Source organism: Thalassospira lucentensis, from assembly GCF_011806425.1.
GTDB classification, from domain to species: Bacteria; Pseudomonadota; Alphaproteobacteria; order Rhodospirillales; family Thalassospiraceae; genus Thalassospira; species Thalassospira lucentensis_B.
The window spans coordinates 448253-466958 of record NZ_JAATOV010000003.1 but is presented as its reverse complement, the minus strand read 5'-3'; the positions used below and the strand labels follow the sequence as shown (position 1 = coordinate 466958).

Sequence of the window (18706 nt, the reverse complement as noted above, 5' to 3'; positions counted from 1 at the left end):
CTTTTGTGTTTGGTCGAGGTTCATTTAGTCCGGGTCGCGCTGCAAGGGCAGGGTGACTTCGAAGACTTCTTCGTCGGCGAGGTATTTGCGGCTAAAGCCGAGTTTTTCGCACAAGGTCAGCATGCGCCGATTATTGGGCAGGACCTGACCGATGAAGGTTTCTGTGCCTTTGCGGCGGCAGAATTCGATCATTTGTTCCATCAGAACCCGGCCAAGGCCGCGTCCCTTAATGTCGGACCGAACCATGACAGCGTATTCGGCATGTTCATTGTTCGGGTCAATCACCACCTGCACCATGCCGTGGATTTGGCCTTGTTCAGGACCGCTTGGTACGATGGCAAGAAAGGCCATGTCACGGTCATAATCAAGCTGGGTCTGTCGGGCCATTTCCGAATGCGGCAATTCGCGCACAGATCCGAAGAACCTGAAATGAATGTCTTCAGGGGTCAGTTTGGACATGAACTGGTAGTGGGCCGGTTCATCTTCGGGTTTGATCGGGCGCAGCAAATAGGTGGTGCCATCATCCAGCACCAGTTCCTTTTTCAGGTGGCGCGGATAAGGATGAATGGCCAGGCGTTTATCGTCGCTGATGACTTTTGGGGTGACCTTGATGCGGGCATCAAGGGCGATCACGCCATCCTTGTCAGCAAGAAGCGGGTTCATATCAAGTTCAAGCACTTCGCCAAGATGCACCACAAGCTGTGAAAGCTTGACCAGCGTCATATAGAGGTCTTCAAGATTGACCGGCGGCACATCACGGTAGCCTTTGAGAAGGTTGTAAATCCGTGTGCTTTCAACAAGTTCGCGGGCGAGCTTCATGTTTAAGGGTGGCAAGGCCATCGCACGGTCACGCACGACTTCGACCTCAACCCCGCCATGGCCGAACAAGATCACCGGACCGAAAATCGGGTCCGTGGTCATGCCGACAATCAGTTCGCGTGCGCCGGACCGTTTGACCATTTCCTGAACGGTAAAGCCGCGCACCCGGGCATCGGGATAGACCTTTTCGACATTGCGCAGCATCTTGGTGGCGGCATTTTTGACTTCATCGGCGCTATCAAGGTTAAGGGCAACGCCACCGATATCTGACTTATGGCTGATGTCATCAGACAGGATTTTAAGCGCCACCGGATAGCCAATCTCATCGGCAATGCGCACCGCTTCGTCGACAGAGCTTGCGGCCAATGTTTTCACCGTTGGGATGCCATAGCATTCCAGAACCGCCTTGGCTTCGGGTTCGGTGAGCATGTCACGGCCAGCATGAATGGCGGTGTGAATGATTTCGCGCGCTTTGTCGATCTGCGGGGTGAAATCGCGTGGCATCGATGGCGGCGTTTCCATCAGCAGGTCTTGTAATTTGCGGTAATTGACCATGTGCTGGAACGCAGCCACGGCGTTTTCCGGCGTGCGATAGGTCGGAATACCTGCGGCATAGAACATGTTGCGTGCTTCGGCCACCGTGGCTTCACCGACCCAGTTGGTCAGGATGTTTTTCTTGCTGGTTTTAATGACGTCAATCACGCCCTGGGCAACTTCGACCGGATCGGTGATCGCGGTTGGGGCGTGCATGACCAGCAGGCTGTCGATATTGTTGTCTTTTAAAACGCAATCAATCGTCTTGGCGTAGCGGTCACCGGGTGCATCCCCGATAATATCGACCGGGTTGGAATGCGACCATGTGGTTGGCAGGACCTTGTTCAGGGCGCCAATGGTATCGTCGCTTAATTCTGCCAGATGGCCGTTACGTTCGATCAGGGCATCAACCGCCAAAACCCCGATACCGCCACCATTGGTCACAATACCAAGCTTGTCACCACGGAACGGACGCATACGCGACAGTGTTTCGGCAGCAGAGAACATTTCGCTGACAGTGTAAACGCGCAGCACGCCGGCACGTTTGATAGCAGCATCAAATACATCATCGGCCCCGGCCAGCGCGCCGGTATGGGACGCGGCGGCGGCGGCACCCTCGGCAAAGCGACCGGATTTAATGCAGAGGATTGGTTTGTTGCGCGATGCGGCGCGCGCAGCAGAGATAAAGCTGCGGCGTTCGTGAATGGATTCGATATAGAGCATGATCGCGCGGGTCTGCGGATCAGAACCAAGATAGTCAATCACATCGCCAAAATCGACGTCGTCACATTCGCCCAGGGAGATGAAGTGCGAGAAGCCGATCCCGCGGGCCGCTGCCCAGTCAAGTACAGCCGTGCAGAGCGCACCCGATTGCGAGACAAAGGCGATTTTACCGTTTTCGATGCTTTGGTGGCTAAAGCTGGCGTTGAGGCCGATGCCCGGCACCATAAGGCCAAGACAGTTTGGTCCCAATAAGCGCATTTTATGAGCTGCTGCGATGTCGAGCATTGCTTGCTTGACCGAGCGCGTGTCGTCATAGGCTTCTGCGCCAAGGCCTGCTGTTAAAACGATGGCGGCAAGGCATCCTTTTTCCGCAAGGCATTCCATGGTCGGTACAACCGCCTTTGGCGGCACGCAAATGACCGCAAGCTCTGGCGTGACCGGCAGGCTGTCAACGGTGGGGTAGGCCAATACGCCGCCAATTGACTCGCTGTGCGGATTGACGGGCATGATCGGCCCTTTGAAGCCGCCCGCCAGAAGGTTGCGCATCATCACCTGTCCGACGGATTGTGGACGGTTCGAAGCACCAATGACGGCGACGGATTTTGGTTTGAAAAGATGGTCGAGGTTGATCGTGCTCATGGCCGTGTTCCCGCGTTATGTCTGGGCCGGTTCGATGCGTCAGTAGATATCACGTGCAAGGTTGACGTGATAGCGTCCAACACCATTCTTACAGCTGCGGGATGGTATGTCAGGCCAAATTATATTGATTTGCTTTGCATCAATAAAGCACTGAGGCGGCGAAGTTTTTATGCAAGTGTCACATAACTTATGTGCAAAGCACCGCTTCGCCGCGTCTCAAAAGCATAGACGTGGTCGTGCAGGTTAGTGCAGGTGGCCCTGATGGCTGTCATCGTCATAGCGTTCGGATTGTTCGAGCCATTCTTCGACTTCGGCCGCACTTTTCATCGCCAGGGCGATTTCAAGATCGTTCTGAATGTGGGCGAGGCTGTCAAACATCGGGCACCAGCCAAATGCCTGAATGCGCGGATCGGTCGTCGATGAAATGGTAAACAGGTCGCCATCAATCGGGTGGGCCATTCCGTGAATGACGTCATCTTCACCGATAATCAACCAGCCCTGACTGGCACCAGACAACGTGCCGAGTTTGACTTCACGCAATTCGATTTTCGCTGTTTTCATGATGGTGGGCCTTCAACAGTCAGGAGGGCTAAAAGCAAAAGGGACCGAACAAAATGTTCGGCCCCTTTTAAATTGGCTCCGGCAGCAGGACTCGAACCTGCGACCCAATGATTAACAGTCATTTGCTCTACCAACTGAGCTATGCCGGATCAGGTAGTGCGCCCCGTTCGAAGCGCGTGGCAGGTGTATAATCAAACCACTGAAACCCCGCAAGACCTTTTTTGCGAAAAAATGACCAATTTTTTGAGTTTTCGAGAATTTTCAAGTGTCTGGCGCGTTGGGGTTAATCCGTTGACGTTTATATGTGGAAGTGTGGTTGAGGGGGATTACGCTTTACTAGGTTTGGGCTTTAAATGCGGTCGGTCGAAAATGGGGTTGGGTTGCGAAACGATTGTGATGCGATCGTTGGCAAAATCAGGCGGTGAGGGGCATCGCCAACGTCATGACGAATGCAAAGCCCACTTTAAAGGTATGTGCGTGCCGAACTATTCCTGCAAACCGATATTATGGTGGCGGATAAAGTCGAGGCGACCGGATTTGGTCCTGTGGGATTTGATTTTGTCGGCTGTTGTTTGTTTGGGCCAAAAAGCAAAAAACCCCGGAACAAAGTTCCAGGGTTTTTTGGCTCCGGCAGCAGGACTCGAACCTGCGACCCAATGATTAACAGTCATTTGCTCTACCAACTGAGCTATGCCGGATCAGTGGAGGCGCGAGCCGGAATCGAACCGGCGTGCAAGGATTTGCAGTCCTCTGCGTAACCACTCCGCCATCGCGCCTTCGCGTTGGCTGGCGGGTGTATAGCCCTATAGAACCTGACCCGTCAAGCACCCAATTCGACATTTTTTGACCAGCGTGTTGATTTTATACCCAAAACACGAAAAACCGCCCGGAAAGCAATCCCGGACGGTTTGAAAGGCTGCGTCATATTGCGTGACGGTTGTGGTTTACGCCGTGGCTTTGTCGCCAAAACGCTGTTTTAGCCAAGGTCCAAGTTTTTCTTCGCGTTCGGTGTTCGGACCAAAATCAAGATTGGCGATGGTGCTCAGCACGTTTTCGGCTTCGAACGGAAGGGTAACGTTCGGGCCTTCGATTTTAATTTGGCCTTTCGCGCCTTTCGGGATTTCGTCGGTAAGGTTTACTTTCGTGCCACCTTTTGAAAGGTCAATCGTCTCGCCTTTAATCGACGTGCTGCCAATGGTCAGCGTCACAGGAAGCTGAACGTCAAAGCGTGGGTCGCCGCGGCGGTTGACTTCCGGTGTTGCCGTGCGGACGATTCGAACAAGCGTTTCACGAAGTTCTGCAATGCTGACATCAACTTCTTCTGCGATTTTGTTCATTTCTGCCGAACGTGCCAGATTGTCCTCGGCTTCGCTGGCCACATTGCCGATTTTTTCGGTTACTTCGTTGGATGCTTCGGCTGTTTGGACGACGTTGCGGGCAATTTCCTGCGTTGCGTCATCTTGTTGACGGACATTAACCGCGACGTTGGATGCGACTTCGTCAACGCGGCGAATGCTTTCGGTCATCTGCTGTACCGTAGAAACCACAGAGCCGGTGACATTTTGAATTTCACCGAGTTGACGGGTGATTTCATCGGTTGATTTGGCCGTTTGGTTGGCCAGGTTTTTGACCTCTTGTGCGACGACAGCAAAACCCTTGCCCGCGTCACCGGCGCGTGCAGCTTCGATTGTGGCGTTTAACGCAAGAAGGTTGGTTTGGGCGGCAATGTCGCCAATCAGCTCGGCAACCTCGCCGATGCGGTCAACACTGTCTTTAAGCGAGCTTACGGTTGTTTCGGCGGTTTCACCTGCCTGATTTGCCTCAGCGGTAAGAGTGGTGGCTTCTTCAATTTGGCGGGTGATCTCGCGGATGGAGGCAGCGAGTTCTTCGGACGCGCCAGAAACGGTTTCAGCATTTGCCAAAGCTTCGTGGGCGGCGGCGGCCACACTTTCGGAGTTGTGCGAGACACGTTCAGACGATCCCGCCATGTCGCTGGCTGAATCATTTAGGCGGCGTGTCTGATCAATAATGGATTGCACCACGCGTTGCAGTTCTTTTTCGACGGTTTCGGCAAGACCGCGCAGCGCACCCACACGTTGAGAGTTCGCTCTTAGCTCGTTCTCTTCGCGCTCAAGCTTGGCGTAACAAATTTTTGCATGCAAAGCACGGAGCTGCTGGGTCGCGGGTTTAAAGTCCGGGATTTTCGGAAGGTCAATGACGTGGGTGGTGTCTGAGCGGGCAATGGCATCAAAGTGCACTTCCATCGCCGCAAGAGGACGACGGAGCTTTCGGACCATCAAGGCGGTAAATAATATGCCAAAGGCGATTGCGAGCGTGATGAGGACGGCTTGAAAAATAGCGGTGAAGACAAAGCTTGCTTTTGCTACCTCAATATTTTTTTCGGCCAATTCGTTCTGAAGAACCGACAGGTTGCCAATAAGTCCCGTCATGGGATCAATTGTTTGATAAAGCTCGTCGCGAATCACAGCTTCTAGGGCAGCGGTGTCTTCGTTTTCAAAGATTGTTTTAAGGCGGGCAACCAGCGCATCTGCAGCAGGTAGAATCTGCTGGATTTCCGCAACGATTGGTTTTTCTTTTGGGCCCATGTCATGGGAAAGGTACTTGGTCAGGTTTTCGGCAATGCGGTTTTGGGCGGTGCCAAGGTTTTCAATGCCTTGCTGCCACGTGAAGTTGCCGTTTCGGACTTTGTGGGTCGCGTCGACGATCGTGATCGCATAATCGTCCGAAATTTGTTTCAGCATATTAAGCGGGCGAACACGCTGTTCATACAGGTTAATCAGTGACTTTTCGGTTTTGTATTCCCCCCAAAGACCGTAAAGGCCGATGATCAGGATGAGCAGAACCAAAGCGCCGAATGCAAGGGCGAGGCTGCCTTTAATACTAGAAAAGAAATTAGAGAACTTTGCGGCGGGGCCGGTTGCGATAATCTCGCCTTGTTCGAGGCCGATATTTTGTGCCTTGCCGTTGCGAAGGTCCGCATAGACGTGTTCTGCACGTTGTTTTTCCGCCTCAGACGGTTTTGTGCGAATGGAAACATATCCTTCAACGGTGCCGTCATTGATAACGGGGGTGACGTTGGCCCGCACCCAATAATGATCGCCATTTTTGGCGCGGTTTTTGACAAAACCTTGCCATGGAAGGCCAGCCTTGATGGTTTCCCAAAGGTTGGCGAATGCTTCCTTTGGCATATCGGGGTGACGCACAAGGTTATGCGGAGAGTCGATTAATTCATCTTCGGTGAAGCCACTGATATCGACGAAGGATTTATTCGTAAATCTGATGCGACCCCCGGTATCTGTCCCGGAAACAAGGATATCCTTGTCCTTCATTACGACTTCGCGGTTTGTCACCGGACCATTGTCACGCATGGTTTGGATGCCCCTTACTAATCATCTTCCGTCTAGGCGGTTCAATAGATCAACTGAACGGTTTTCTAAGCTTATGCTCTCTATTGGCTGAAAATCCCGAGTTCCCTTTGGTTAATAGGGTCGGCGCAATAAACCCCAAGGTTGCGCTCAGTTGGTCATGTTGTTGCCTTCCAAACGCTTTACAAGACTGACAATGCTATATTTTGCATCACACTTTATGGATGCAGCAGGGGAGATGTGCTGATTTTTGCGCCACGCGTTACAAGCCGGTTTTTTGAAATTGAGGTCCTCGAATGAACGTCAGGCGCGTTGGGGTGGGGGTATATTGTCGTTTTTATTGCGCATTTAACGCTTTGCCATTGATCGGATGTTGTCAGGTGCTTATGTGCTGACTATAAACAGGGCAATGATCGCAGGCGCCTTTGGGGACAATGAAGATGGCTGCGGTGTTTTTCTCGCGAGAACTTTCAGGTCAGATAAACATGGATTACCAAATCGCGCGCCATAACATGGTGGAAAATCAGGTTCGGACCAACAAGGTTACCGACCCCTTGGTCATCGCTGCGATGGAGGAAGTTCCACGCGAACTGTTCCTGCCCGAAGCAAAACGCGGCGTTGCCTATGTAGACGAAGATATTCCTGTTGGCGGCGGCCGATATGCAATGGAGCCGATGGTTATCGCGCGCCTGATGCAGAGCGCCGAAATTGCCGAAACGGATGTCGCCCTTATTATTGGTGCCGGTTACGGTTATGGCGCGGCACTTTTGTCGCGCGTTGCTGAGACGGTTGTTGCTGTTGAAAGCGACAAGGACATGACGGCTGCGGCCGAAGCCACCTTCCAGAGTGTCAATTACGATAACGTGATTGTCGTCGAAGGTGATTTGGCCCAGGGCTATGCCAAGCAAGCCCCATATAATGTGATTGTGTTTGATGGCGCAGTGACGGAAGTACCGGCGGCTGTGCTTGAGCAGGTTTCAGAAGGTGGTCGTCTTTTGGCGGTTATCCGTGAGGAAGGAAAAGTCGGGATCGCACGTTTGTACGAACGTGAGAACGGCGTTATTGGTCATCGCGATTTGTTCGATGCCAACATTCCGTATCTTCCGGGATTTGAACCAAGCGAAAGCTTTGTGTTCTGATTTTCGGTTCGAAATGCCCGGCTTTTGGTCGGGCATCTTCTTCTTTGCGTATGGTGTAACAGGTTTAAAGAATGGTCCGAGACATCAGTTGTCGAGAACTTGCTGCCAGTCTTTCGGGAACGCAGCCTTTGGCCTTGTTGGACGTACGTGAAGATTGGGAAGTCGAAATCTGCATGATTGATCGTGCCCGGCATATTCCATTATCGGAATTGCATGGCAGGGTCGGGGAGTTAAGCCCAGAATTGCCGCTTGCGGTGATTTGTCATCATGGCGTTCGCAGTCGCCATGCGGGGATGCTTCTTGAACAATGCGGATTTAAAGATGTTTTTAATGTTACGGGCGGTATAGATATCTGGGCGCTTGAAGTGGAACCAGATATGACGCGCTATGATTGATGGTCGCGACGATGGTGAAAATAGGCTGATGACTTTTTTTTAAGTGCAAATGCCTCTTTTGTTGGAAAATTTTCGTTCCGTCGTTACCATACGTGAAACTGCGCCGGGGTCGGGACTTGGTGTAGGATTTTACAAGGGTAGATAAATGATAAAACGGTTCTTGCTGACCTGCAGTATACTGGCAACCGGCGGATTGGTTGCCCAAGGTGCTTCTGCAGAAAGCCTTGAGGACGCTCTTATTAAGGCATACCAGAGCAACCCGACACTTGAAGCCGGTCGTGCCGCATTGCGTTCGACCGATGAAGAAATTTCGCAGGCTCTGTCAAACTGGCGTCCGAGTGTTACCTTGAATGGTGACGCGGGATTCCGTGAAAACAGCACCGAGGTAAATGGTGTTGATACCGATAACAGCCTTACACCTTATACCGTTGGTCTTAATGTGACGCAGCCGATCTATCGCGGTGGCAGAACTGTTGCCCAGACAGATCGTGCAGAAGCGCGGGTTTTGGCGCAACGTGCGGCCCTTCGCGAGACCGAGCAGGATGTATTGTTGAACGTCGCAACGGCGTATTTCAATGTGCTGCGCGATATGGCTGTTGTTGAGCTTAATCAGAACAACACGCGTGTTCTTGACCGTCAGCTTCAGGCGACCAGTGATCGTTTCGAAGTGGGTGAAGTCACCCGTACGGACGTTTCGCAGGCCGAAGCACGCCTTGCCGGGTCGAAAGCCGACCTGATTTCAGCACAGGGTGCGTTGGCCAATACGCGGGCGCAATACGAACGACTGGTGGGTAATCCGCCCGCCAATCTTGAAATTCCGAACCCGCTTATCGGTTTGCCGACCAGCATTGCCGACGTTTTGGCAATTGCCCAGGATCAACATCCGGAAGTTTTGCAGGCGATGTATACCGAACAAGCCGCAAGATCCGATATTCGTGTGAACGAAGGATCCTTGTATCCGGAAGTTAAGCTTTCGGCCGGTGTTGACCGTACGCATGAAGCATCGAACGAAGATATGACCACCGACAGTGCGGATATCATCGCATCGGTTTCGGTCCCGCTTTATCAGCAGGGTGCGGTGTATTCTTCGGTTCGGGCGGCAAAGGAAACGGCAGGACAGGCGCGCATTCAGGTTGATGAAGCACGCCGTGCCGTGATCGAAAATGCCACCAGCGCTTGGGAAACCCTTGTAACGGCACGTGCAAGTATCGAATCACAACAGGCACAGGTTTCGTCCGCGGAAGTCGCACTTGACGGTGTGCAGCGTGAAGCTTCTGTTGGGTCGCGTACCGTTCTTGATGTTCTTGATCAGGAACAGGAACTGTTGCAGGCACGTGTGAACCTTGTCGGATCGCGTCGTGATGCGGCGGTGGCAGAGTTTCAGGTAAAGGCCGCGATGGGCGCATTGAATGCGCAGGTTCTTGGCCTTCCAGTGGAAGTATACGACACTGAGTCCAACTATAATAAAGTCAAGGACCAGTGGTGGGGAACCGACTGACCTGTTAGACATTGGGATGGAATATGAACCGTATTCCATCCCAAAACAGGGGACGGGTTGGTCTGGGTAATGACACTAGTGCGGAAGTTTAATTATGAGTGACGGGCAACAAGAACCTTCAATGGAGGATATCCTCCAGTCCATCCGCAAAATTCTTGCTGATGAAGGCGATGAAGAGAAAAAGCAGGAACCCGCGCCTGAACCAGCGCCAGAGCCGGAACCAGAACCCGAGCCCGAACCGGCCCCCGCGCCGGAGCCGGAACCTGAGGAAGAAATCGACGAACTCGTTCTTGATGAAGAGCCAGAAGAGCTTGAGTTCGACGAAGAACCCGAAGAGCTGGAACTTGACGAGCCTGAAGAAGAGCTTGAGCTCGACGATATGCTCGATTTCGATGAGACTCCGCTTGAGGAAGAACCGGCACCAGAGCCGATTGAAGACGAATTTGAAGAGCCAGCACCAGAGCCAGAACCGGCTATCCCGGCTGTCTATGACGACGAAGAAGATGAAGAGCCGCTTATTTCCAATATGACGGAATCATCTGCGACCGGGACGATTTCGGAACTGGCGCAAGCTGTTGCAAAGAAACGCGCAGTTGCCCTTGGCCTGAATGCTGGCCACATTACCCTTGAAGATTTGGTGCGCGATATGTTGCGCCCGCTTCTTAAGGAATGGCTTGACGAAAACCTGCCCTATATGATCGAACGCCTTGTGAAAAAGGAAATCGAGCGGATTGTGAGCCGCGCCGAAGACCTGTAGGCGAGCCGACATTCGAATTTAAGCGGCGCGCCCCACGGTGCGCCGCTTTTTTCTTTTAAGATTGATGAAAACCCGCAGCGGACAAAAGACCATGTTGGAGAAGACCTACAGCCCGGCCGAAGTTGAAGACAGGCTTTATAAAAAATGGGAACAGTCAGGGGCATTTGCCTGTGACACGCCGTCAAAGGCCGATCCCTATGTCATCATGATGCCGCCGCCCAACGTGACCGGCAGCCTCCATATGGGGCATGCGCTGACCTTTACGCTTCAGGACATTCTTGTGCGGTATAACCGTATGAACGGCAAGGATACCCTGTGGCAGCCCGGTACCGACCACGCCGGCATCGCAACCCAGATGGTTGTCGAACGCCAGCTTGGCGAACAGAACGTTACGCGCCATGATTTGGGCCGCGAAAAGTTTGTCGAAAAAGTCTGGGAATGGAAAGAGCAGTCGGGCGGTACGATCACCAACCAACTGCGGCGCCTTGGCGCATCCCCGGATTGGGACCGCGAACGGTTCACCATGGACGAGGGGCTTTCAGCCGCTGTTCGCAAAGTTTTCGTGACGTTGCACAAACAGGACCTGATTTACCGCGATAAGCGCTTGGTCAACTGGGATCCGAAACTTTTGACCGCGATTTCCGATCTTGAAGTCGTTCAGAAAGAAGTTAAAGGTCATTACTGGCACTTTAAGTATCCGATCGAAGGCCGTGAGGGTGAGTTCATCACCGTTGCGACGACGCGCCCGGAAACCATGCTGGGTGATACCGGTGTTGCTGTTCATCCCGAAGATGAGCGGTACAAAGACCTTGTTGGAAAATATTGCATCCTGCCGATTGTTGGCCGTCGGATTAAAATCGTTGCCGATGAATATGCCGATCCGGAAAAAGGATCGGGTGCGGTTAAAATTACCCCGGCCCATGATTTCAATGACTTTGAAGTCGGCAAACGTGCAGGTCTGGAAAAGATCAACATTCTTGATGACCATGCGCGCATCAACGACGAAGCACCCGAAGAATATCGCGGCCTTGACCGGTTTGAGGCACGTAAGCTTCTTGTTGCCAAGATGGACGAGCTTGGCCTGCTTGAGAAAATCGAAGACACCGTTCATATGGTGCCGTATGGCGACCGTTCGAACGTCGTCATCGAGCCGTATCTGACCGACCAGTGGTTTGTGAACGCCGAAGTTCTGGCAAAACCAGCCACCGAAGCCGTTGAAGATGGTCGTATTCGCTTTGTGCCCAAAAACTGGGAAAACACCTATTTCGAGTGGATGCGCAACATTCAGCCGTGGTGTATTTCACGCCAGCTGTGGTGGGGACATCGCATCCCGGCATGGTTCGGCCCGGATGGTGAGTTCTTTGTTGAAGAAACCGAAGAAGAAGCCATTGCAGCCGCCAAAGCCCATTACGGCAAAGACGTTGAACTGACCCAGGAAACCGACGTTCTTGATACGTGGTTCTCGTCGGCATTGTGGCCGTATTCAACACTTGGCTGGCCTGAACAGACCCCGGAACTGGATAAATATTATCCGGGTGACGTGTTGGTGACCGGTTTTGACATCATCTTCTTCTGGGTTGCCCGGATGATCATGATGGGTATGCACTTCATGGACGGTAAAATCCCGTTCAAGGATATCTATATCCATGCGCTGGTGCGCGATGAACACGGCCAGAAAATGTCCAAATCCAAGGGCAACGTCATCGATCCATTGGAGATCATCGACGAATATGGCTGTGATGCATTGCGCTTTACCCTGACGGCACTTGCCGCACAGGGTCGTGACATCAAACTTGCCGCATCCCGTGTCGAAGGCTATCGCAACTTCGCGACCAAGCTTTGGAATGCAGCCCGCTTTGCCGAGATGAATGAATGCAAACCGGTTGATGGTTTTGATCCGGCCAATGTGAAATCGACCTTGGGTCGTTGGATTGTTGGGAAAACGGTTGAAGCGTCCAAATCGGTTGCGACGGGCATTGAAACCTATCGCTTTAACGATGCTGCAAGCAGCGCCTATCAGTTTGTTTGGGGCGCGTTCTGTGACTGGTATCTGGAACTGGCCAAGCCGGTTCTGATGGGTGAGGACGAAGAAGCCAAGGCGGAAATTCGCGCTGTAACGGCGTGGGTTTTGGACCAGATTTTGTTGATCCTGCATCCGATCATGCCGTTCATCACTGAAGAACTTTGGGAAAAGATTTCCGACAATCGCGCCAACATGCTGATGTCAGAAAGCTATCCGAAATTTGCCGACGCGTTGATTGATCGCGCTGCCGAGGCAGAAGTTGATCTGTCGATCCGTCTGATTGGGGATATCCGTGGTGTGCGTTCAGAAATGAATGTGCCGCCGTCGGCAGAAGTTCCGATCTATCTGGTGGATGCGACCGATGCGATGAAGGCGGCCGTTACCGCCCAAGAAGCACAAGTTAAGCGTCTGGCACGTGTGGCTGATATCGCGTTCAAAGGGCAGGGCGACGTCGAAGCCATTGCCAAGGGTGCTATTCAGACCGTCGTTGACGGTGTGACGGTGTTTGTCTCGGTTGCTGATTTCATTGATGTGGCGGCGGAAAAGTCCCGTCTGGAAAAAGAAATCCAGGGCAAAGCCAAATACATCAAGGGTCAGGAAGGCAAGCTGTCGAATGAAAACTTCGTCAGCCGCGCCCCGGATCACATTGTCGCAACGGAAAAAGCCAAACTTGAGGAAGCAAAAGATACGCTTGCCAAACTCAATGAAGCTTATGAACGTATTGCCGCAATGTAACCCGTTGCCGAAAATGCACTAAAATTAAGGGTCAATCCAAGTGGTTGGCCCTTTTTTATTGGGCGAAATTAATGCCATGTCGGGGCAGATAAAAATCTTCCCCGTGATGATCCCGAATCGCTTAGATTGTCGCCAACCTTATGCAAATGGTTGACGCTGTTCGCCCGAAAGCGGGCGCTGCGTCGATCTTTGGCCCATCACCGCGCAAGACGGCTTTGCCCATGTTGATTGAAGAATGCCCCTTTATTGAACCGGTCGATGCTTACAGTGCGTTTGCGCCGTATGCCGACAGCCAGTTCCTCGATTCCGGGGACAGGGATCGGTATTCCTATATCGCGGTATCACCGTTCCATAAGCTGACGGCAAAGAACGGGCAGGTGAAGCTGGATGGTTTCCCCGTACCCGGCAATCCGTTTGACGTTTTAGCCGACCTTATGGCGCGCTATCAGCAAGAACCCCGTGATGACCTGCCACCGTTTCAGGGCGGCGCTGTTGGCTATTTCGGATATGAATTAGCCCGCCAGACCGAAAAACTGCCCGTTGCCAGCCAAGATTGGCTGGACATGCCCGATATGGCGGTTGGCATTTACGATCTGGTGATTGCATTTGATTTAAAGCAGCGCCGGATGTGGCTGGTGTCCACCGGCATGCCTGAACAGACCCCGGAAGAAAGAGATCACAGGGCGGCAGTCCGGTTGGCCATGATGCGCAAATATCTTCGATTGGCGCGGCCGCTTTCTGATATTCCCGATGTTCCGCATCAGCCCGATGTGATGGGGTGGGCATCCAACTTTGATCGGGATGCTTATCAGCAGTCTGTTCAGACGGTGATTGATTACATTTATGCGGGCGATATTTTTCAGGCGAACTTGTCGCAAAGTTTCCGGGCGGAATACGCGGCCGATAATATCCCGCAACGTTTTGCGATGTATCGGCGTCTATCGTCGGTAAGTTCGGCACCGTTCGGGGCGTTTTTGAATTTCGGAGATGTTGCGGTTCTGTCGAATTCACCAGAACGATTTTTAAAGGTCACAGACGGGCATGTTGAAACCCGACCGATCAAGGGAACCCGTCCGCGCGGCGAGATGCCGGTTCAAGATGCGGAACTTGCACAAGAATTAATGTGGTCTGCAAAAGATCGTGCAGAAAACGTTATGATTGTTGATCTTTTGCGGAATGATCTTTCCAAAGTGTGTCAGCCGCATTCGGTGAAGACGCCTGCAATTTGTGCGCTGGAAAGCTATGCCAATGTGCATCATTTGGTGTCGACAGTGACTGGTGAACTTGCCGATGGCGCAAATGCGATTGATCTTTTGGCGGCGTGTTTTCCGGGCGGGTCAATCACCGGGGCACCGAAAATACGTGCCATGGAAATCATCACTGAACTTGAGCAAACCACCCGCGGTGCGTATTGCGGCGCCATTGGTTATATCGGGTTTGATGGTGCTATGGACACCAACATCGCCATTCGAACCATTTGCATGAATAAGGGCAAACTGGCCTTTAACGTGGGCGGCGGTATCGTTGCCAATAGCGAGCCGGGGCATGAATACGACGAAACCATGGTCAAGGCGGCCAAAGTGTTTGAAGCACTGGGGATTGCGCCATGATCCTGCTGATCGATAATTATGATTCGTTCGTGTTCAATCTTGCGCGCTACCTGCGTGAGCTTGATCAAGATGTTCAGGTCGTTCGAAATGACGAGATTACCGCCGACATGGTGCGGGCGTTAGGCCCGGATGCCCTGGTGTTTTCCCCCGGACCGTGCGGACCGGATGAGGCAGGTAATAGTCTTGCGCTGATCCGTGATCTGGCGGGGGATTTTCCGATGCTGGGTGTCTGTTTGGGGCACCAATCGATTGCGCAGGCTTTTGGGGGCAAAGTGCGCCGGGCATCACGTCCGGTGCATGGTATGACATCTGATATTAAGCATGATGGTGATGGCTTGTTTGCCGGGTTAAAGCAGCCATTGTCGGTGACGCGGTATCATTCGTTAATCGTCGATCTTCCTGGTGACGGAACCCTGGAACAGACCGCCACCGGGCCAGAGGGGGAAGTGATGGCATTTGCCCATGCATCACTGCCAATTTATGGCGTGCAATTTCATCCAGAAGCCGTTTTGACAGAGCAGGGGCATGACTTGTTGGCCAATTTCCTTAAACTGGCAGCAGCGTTTAAGGAAGCAAAGGGTGAGCAGTCATGCACGTCTGGCTAAACGGTGAATACCAAAATGCTGATGATGCGGTTGTTGCGGTAACCGATCGCGGTTTTTTGCTGGGCGATGGCTTTTTTGAAACCATGCGTGCCCATCGCGGTGTGGTCGCGTGGCTGCCAGCGCACATGGAACGGTTGGCCAAACATGCCGATATGGTTGGCCTGCCTGCAAACCTGTTGCCAGCCCAAGCAGATGTTACGGCGATTGTCGCAAAGCTTTGTACGCAGGCAGATTTAAGCAGTGCGGTTGTTCGAATATCGGTGTCACGGGGCAGTGGCCCACGCGGTTTGTTACCGCCAGAAACACCGACACCAACGGTATTGATTACGGTTGCGCCCTTTGCCCCGGCTGCAACGTCGGACGGATTGCGGCTGATTACAGCGCAAAAAATTCGCCGCAATCCCTGGTCTGTGGCAGGGACAATCAAAAGTCTGAACTATCTTGATAATATCGTCGCCAAACAGGAAGCCGATCAGGCGGGTGGTGATGATGCCTTGATCCTGTCGGTGGATGGATCCGTGGCCGAAACCACAATTGCCAACCTGTTTGGTATTAAGGACGGCGTTCTTTGGACGCCGGATGCCGCAACCGGAATTTTGTGCGGCTTGGCGCGTACATTTGTGATTAATTTGGCGCGCGCCAACAGAGTTGATGTTGGTTTTGAAGCGAAGTCACCCGATGAACTTGGCGACATGGATTTTCTGTTTACGGTCAACGCGTTGCAGGGATTAAGGCGGGTGGCTACGCTGGACGGTAAGCCAATCGGCGCCCCATCGGAAATACATACCTTATTCGCAAGAATATCCCAAATGGTAGATGCAAAACTATGCGATGGTATGTGGCTTTAGATTTAGTTAATAAATGACTGTCAGGATCGCGATCTTGCCTTAAGATCAGGATCGCCGAATGACTATTCCTGCCGCCAAACCAGCCGTCCCGCTTAGCCGTTTTATAGATCGTCTTCACAAGCATTCCGCCAATGGTAAAAAGCCACACCTTGGCATTCTGGATATCCCGATGGATTTGCGTCTGACGAGCGAAGATTATCAGGCCATCAGCCGGGATGCATTTCACCATCTGCCCGAATACACGCAGCTGTACCGTCTTGAAAATGGGATGGTGGCGTTTGTTCGAGGTGCCAAATGGGCCGAAAATGACGATAGCTTTGTCGCGCATGTACGTGAAACGCTAGACGAGGTTATTGAACGTCAGGGCCTTGGGCATATTCCGGTAAATCTTTGGCAGCGGTTCGAATGGCCAAAAGACGAACAACAGGTTTTAGAAACCCTTGGGCTGCCGCATGTCGGGCAATCATCGAACCAGCCGTCTGAGCGGTTTGATCTGGCCGAAATGTTGCGAAATGCCATTTCGTTGGATGCGGTTTTTGATTCGTGTCGCCGTCAGGCCATCGTCAGTATGCAAAACAGCCGCCGCGAAGTGCTTGGTCATGAGCTTTATTGCTCGCTCGATTATCTGCGGCAGTACCATCTGGCGAGTTTTCTGCTTGAAGGGCCGGGCGAGATTGAAATCCTGTCGCGGGTTCTTGATGAAAAAGTGATGGATGTCACGCGCAGCAAAGCGTCATCCATTTTACCCGACCGGTTACATTTGAACATGCAGGTGCAAACCGTTCTGAGTGAGGCCTTTTCCGATTTTATCGGATCGGATGATGGTGCGCTGATTGAGAATATGGCGATTGAATTTTCGATGGAGAACGCGATTGCCAATTGGTGGGAATTTGAAGATGCCTGTGAATTCCTGCAATCGGTTGGCATCCGTGCAGGGTTGGATCGCATCACGCTGCCAGCGTTGGAGTTTTTGTCGGCAAACAAAATGAATGTCGATTTTATCAAGGTCATCTGGGACCAAAATATTATCGGATCGCGGCGCAGCGAAGTCACCGAACGGTTGCGCGAGTTTGCCAACCTGTTTTCGGATCAAAACTTGATCCTGACACGGTGTGACAGCCGCACGGCGCTTCGTATGGGGCGTAGTCTTGGTGTGGATGCCTTTCAGGGCACCTATATCGACGCGCTGCTTGGCCCATATTTAAACCGCGAATGCCAAGCGCAAAAGCGTTCGTCTGATAAACGGTGTGCCGTATGCCAATGGGCACCACGTGAAGCGCGCAAAAACGGATGCGATTTTCATTTCCGGGCCGGAAAAGTGCTATCAGAGGTGTAAACCGTTGGTTTCGCAGGCGGCTGTCATGGTTTTATCTGGTTTGACAAGCGGTCTATGCTTTTCTAAAGTGCCTTTGCTTGATCGATTTTGATCAAGCTTGTCGTTTAAACACGGCGCTTATTCTCAGGGCAGGGTGCAAATCCCTACCGGCGGTAAATCCAGTTATCTGGAAAGCCCGCGAGCGCCTGTTGATCCGTTTGGGTCGGCAGGGTCAGCAGATCCGGTGTAACTCCGGAGCCGACGGTAATAGTCCGGATGGGAGAGGATAACGCGTGACAGGTAACGTTGCCCCGATGGGGTGCGATGCTTTTTGTCTACGACCGGTGATTGGCGCGGTGCGCCATGACGTCGGGCCTTTCTTTTGTGCCCTGATTCGTAAGCCGCCATCCGAGGAGGACGGTTATGAATCAGAGTGTTCATCAGGAATCAGATCTTTCGATCTTTGGCGATGCGACTGCACGTATGGAACGTGCACTTGCTGATATCCGCCAAGGTAAAGGTGTACTGGTTGTCGATGACGAAGATCGCGAAAACGAAGGCGATCTTATTTTTTCCGCAGAAAATCTGACAAATGAACAGATGGCGATGATGATCCGCGATTGCAGCGGCATTGTTTGTCTGTGTCTGACAGATGAAGCCGCAACATCGCTCGATTTGCCGCCGATGGTTGCGGACAACACATCAAGCATGGGCACGGGCTTTACTGTCACCATCGAAGCCAAGGTGGGTGTTACCACGGGTGTATCGGCAGCCGATCGTGTGACCACGGTGAAAACAGCGATTGCTGATGGTGCCAAGGCGTCTGATTTGGCGCGTCCGGGGCATGTGTTTCCGCTGCGTGCGCGGGCCGGCGGTGTTTTGGAGCGCCGCGGCCATACCGAAGGGACGGTTGATTTGATGCGTTTGGCGGGCCTGAAACCGTCAGGTGTGTTGTGCGAAATCACAAACCCGGACGGCACCATGGCGCGTTTGCCAGAGTTGATCGCCTATGCCAAGCAACATGACATGGTCGTTATCAGCATCGAAGACATCGTTGCCTATCGCATGGCGATGCAGCAGGCCGCAGAATAAAGTGCGTTAAATTGCGGCGTGACTAAA

General features: G+C 52.6%; 13 protein-coding genes, 3 tRNA genes and 1 riboswitch. Of the genes, 10 read left to right on the top strand and 6 right to left on the bottom strand.

The window, feature by feature from the left end:
• Positions 1-24: 24 nt before the first annotated feature.
• The 6 genes from HCZ99_RS12170 to HCZ99_RS12145 all read right to left on the bottom strand — a co-directional run bounded on the left by HCZ99_RS12170 (position 25) and on the right by HCZ99_RS12145 (position 6665).
• Entirely contained in the window at positions 25-2715 is a 2691-nt protein-coding gene (locus HCZ99_RS12170; RefSeq protein ID WP_167447235.1) for a bifunctional acetate--CoA ligase family protein/GNAT family N-acetyltransferase, read from the bottom strand.
• A 243-nt stretch (positions 2716-2958) separates the two neighbouring features.
• Positions 2959-3276, bottom strand: coding sequence for a hypothetical protein (locus HCZ99_RS12165; RefSeq protein WP_167447234.1), 318 nt, complete (start codon positions 3274-3276; stop codon positions 2959-2961).
• Between the two features lie 73 nt (positions 3277-3349).
• Positions 3350-3425, bottom strand: a tRNA-Asn gene (locus HCZ99_RS12160).
• A 473-nt stretch (positions 3426-3898) separates the two neighbouring features.
• A tRNA-Asn gene (locus HCZ99_RS12155) sits at positions 3899-3974 on the bottom strand.
• 4 nt (positions 3975-3978) lie between these two features.
• A tRNA-Cys gene (locus HCZ99_RS12150) sits at positions 3979-4052 on the bottom strand.
• 168 nt (positions 4053-4220) lie between these two features.
• Complete coding sequence (locus HCZ99_RS12145) at positions 4221-6665, bottom strand: methyl-accepting chemotaxis protein (protein ID WP_167447233.1); 2445 nt, start codon at positions 6663-6665, stop codon at positions 4221-4223.
• Positions 6666-7147: 482 nt separating this feature from the next.
• Between HCZ99_RS12145 and HCZ99_RS12140 the strand changes: the two genes are divergently transcribed.
• From HCZ99_RS12140 to ribB, 10 genes are all read left to right on the top strand, one after another.
• On the top strand, positions 7148-7801 hold the full coding sequence (locus HCZ99_RS12140) for a protein-L-isoaspartate O-methyltransferase family protein (RefSeq protein WP_167447232.1): 654 nt from the start codon (positions 7148-7150) through the stop codon (positions 7799-7801).
• Between the two features lie 71 nt (positions 7802-7872).
• Positions 7873-8196: a rhodanese-like domain-containing protein gene (locus HCZ99_RS12135; protein WP_167447231.1), complete on the top strand. Its 324-nt coding sequence runs from the start codon at positions 7873-7875 to the stop codon at positions 8194-8196.
• Positions 8197-8341: 145 nt separating this feature from the next.
• Positions 8342-9694: a TolC family outer membrane protein gene (locus HCZ99_RS12130; protein ID WP_167447230.1), complete on the top strand. Its 1353-nt coding sequence runs from the start codon at positions 8342-8344 to the stop codon at positions 9692-9694.
• Positions 9695-9788: 94 nt separating this feature from the next.
• Positions 9789-10451, top strand: a complete 663-nt coding sequence (locus HCZ99_RS12125; protein WP_368484256.1) for a DUF2497 domain-containing protein — start codon at positions 9789-9791, stop codon at positions 10449-10451.
• A gap of 91 nt (positions 10452-10542) precedes the next feature.
• Positions 10543-13209: a valine--tRNA ligase gene (locus tag HCZ99_RS12120; protein WP_167447229.1), complete on the top strand. Its 2667-nt coding sequence runs from the start codon at positions 10543-10545 to the stop codon at positions 13207-13209.
• 221 nt (positions 13210-13430) lie between these two features.
• The gene (pabB, locus tag HCZ99_RS12115) at positions 13431-14819 is read left to right on the top strand and encodes an aminodeoxychorismate synthase component I (RefSeq protein WP_167447228.1); all 1389 of its coding nucleotides are present in this window, start codon (positions 13431-13433) and stop codon (positions 14817-14819) included.
• Entirely contained in the window at positions 14816-15424 is a 609-nt protein-coding gene (locus HCZ99_RS12110; protein ID WP_167447227.1) for an anthranilate synthase component II, read from the top strand. Before pabB ends, HCZ99_RS12110 begins: the two co-directional genes overlap by 4 nt.
• Positions 15409-16272 carry an aminotransferase class IV gene (locus HCZ99_RS12105; protein WP_167447226.1) on the top strand — a complete coding sequence of 288 codons (864 nt, stop codon included), beginning with the start codon at positions 15409-15411 and terminating at the stop codon, positions 16270-16272. Before HCZ99_RS12110 ends, HCZ99_RS12105 begins: the two co-directional genes overlap by 16 nt.
• A 58-nt stretch (positions 16273-16330) precedes the next feature.
• Positions 16331-17608, top strand: coding sequence for an EAL domain-containing protein (locus tag HCZ99_RS12100; RefSeq protein ID WP_167447225.1), 1278 nt, complete (start codon positions 16331-16333; stop codon positions 17606-17608).
• A 115-nt stretch (positions 17609-17723) separates the two neighbouring features.
• A riboswitch (FMN riboswitch) is annotated at positions 17724-17879 on the top strand.
• Positions 17880-18010: 131 nt separating this feature from the next.
• A complete protein-coding gene (ribB, locus tag HCZ99_RS12095; protein WP_167447224.1) occupies positions 18011-18679 on the top strand; it encodes a 3,4-dihydroxy-2-butanone-4-phosphate synthase in 669 nt (222 codons plus the stop codon).
• The last annotated feature ends 27 nt before the right edge of the window (positions 18680-18706 follow it).

What these genes read in the sequence shown, in the direction of transcription:
- HCZ99_RS12130 (WP_167447230.1), top strand. Translation starts at nt 8,342, where the DNA reads ATGATAAAACGGTTCTTGCTGACCTGCAGTATACTGGCAACCGGCGGA.
- pabB (WP_167447228.1), top strand. Translation starts at nt 13,431, where the DNA reads ATGTTGATTGAAGAATGCCCCTTTATTGAACCGGTCGATGCTTACAGT.
- ribB (WP_167447224.1), top strand. Translation starts at nt 18,011, where the DNA reads ATGAATCAGAGTGTTCATCAGGAATCAGATCTTTCGATCTTTGGCGAT.
- HCZ99_RS12135 (WP_167447231.1), top strand. Translation starts at nt 7,873, where the DNA reads ATGGTCCGAGACATCAGTTGTCGAGAACTTGCTGCCAGTCTTTCGGGA.
- HCZ99_RS12145 (WP_167447233.1), bottom strand. Translation starts at nt 6,665, where the DNA reads ATGCGTGACAATGGTCCGGTGACAAACCGCGAAGTCGTAATGAAGGAC.
- HCZ99_RS12100 (WP_167447225.1), top strand. Translation starts at nt 16,331, where the DNA reads ATGACTATTCCTGCCGCCAAACCAGCCGTCCCGCTTAGCCGTTTTATA.
- HCZ99_RS12105 (WP_167447226.1), top strand. Translation starts at nt 15,409, where the DNA reads ATGCACGTCTGGCTAAACGGTGAATACCAAAATGCTGATGATGCGGTT.
- HCZ99_RS12170 (WP_167447235.1), bottom strand. Translation starts at nt 2,715, where the DNA reads ATGAGCACGATCAACCTCGACCATCTTTTCAAACCAAAATCCGTCGCC.
- HCZ99_RS12125 (WP_368484256.1), top strand. Translation starts at nt 9,789, where the DNA reads ATGAGTGACGGGCAACAAGAACCTTCAATGGAGGATATCCTCCAGTCC.
- HCZ99_RS12165 (WP_167447234.1), bottom strand. Translation starts at nt 3,276, where the DNA reads ATGAAAACAGCGAAAATCGAATTGCGTGAAGTCAAACTCGGCACGTTG.
- HCZ99_RS12110 (WP_167447227.1), top strand. Translation starts at nt 14,816, where the DNA reads ATGATCCTGCTGATCGATAATTATGATTCGTTCGTGTTCAATCTTGCG.
- HCZ99_RS12140 (WP_167447232.1), top strand. Translation starts at nt 7,148, where the DNA reads ATGGATTACCAAATCGCGCGCCATAACATGGTGGAAAATCAGGTTCGG.
- HCZ99_RS12120 (WP_167447229.1), top strand. Translation starts at nt 10,543, where the DNA reads ATGTTGGAGAAGACCTACAGCCCGGCCGAAGTTGAAGACAGGCTTTAT.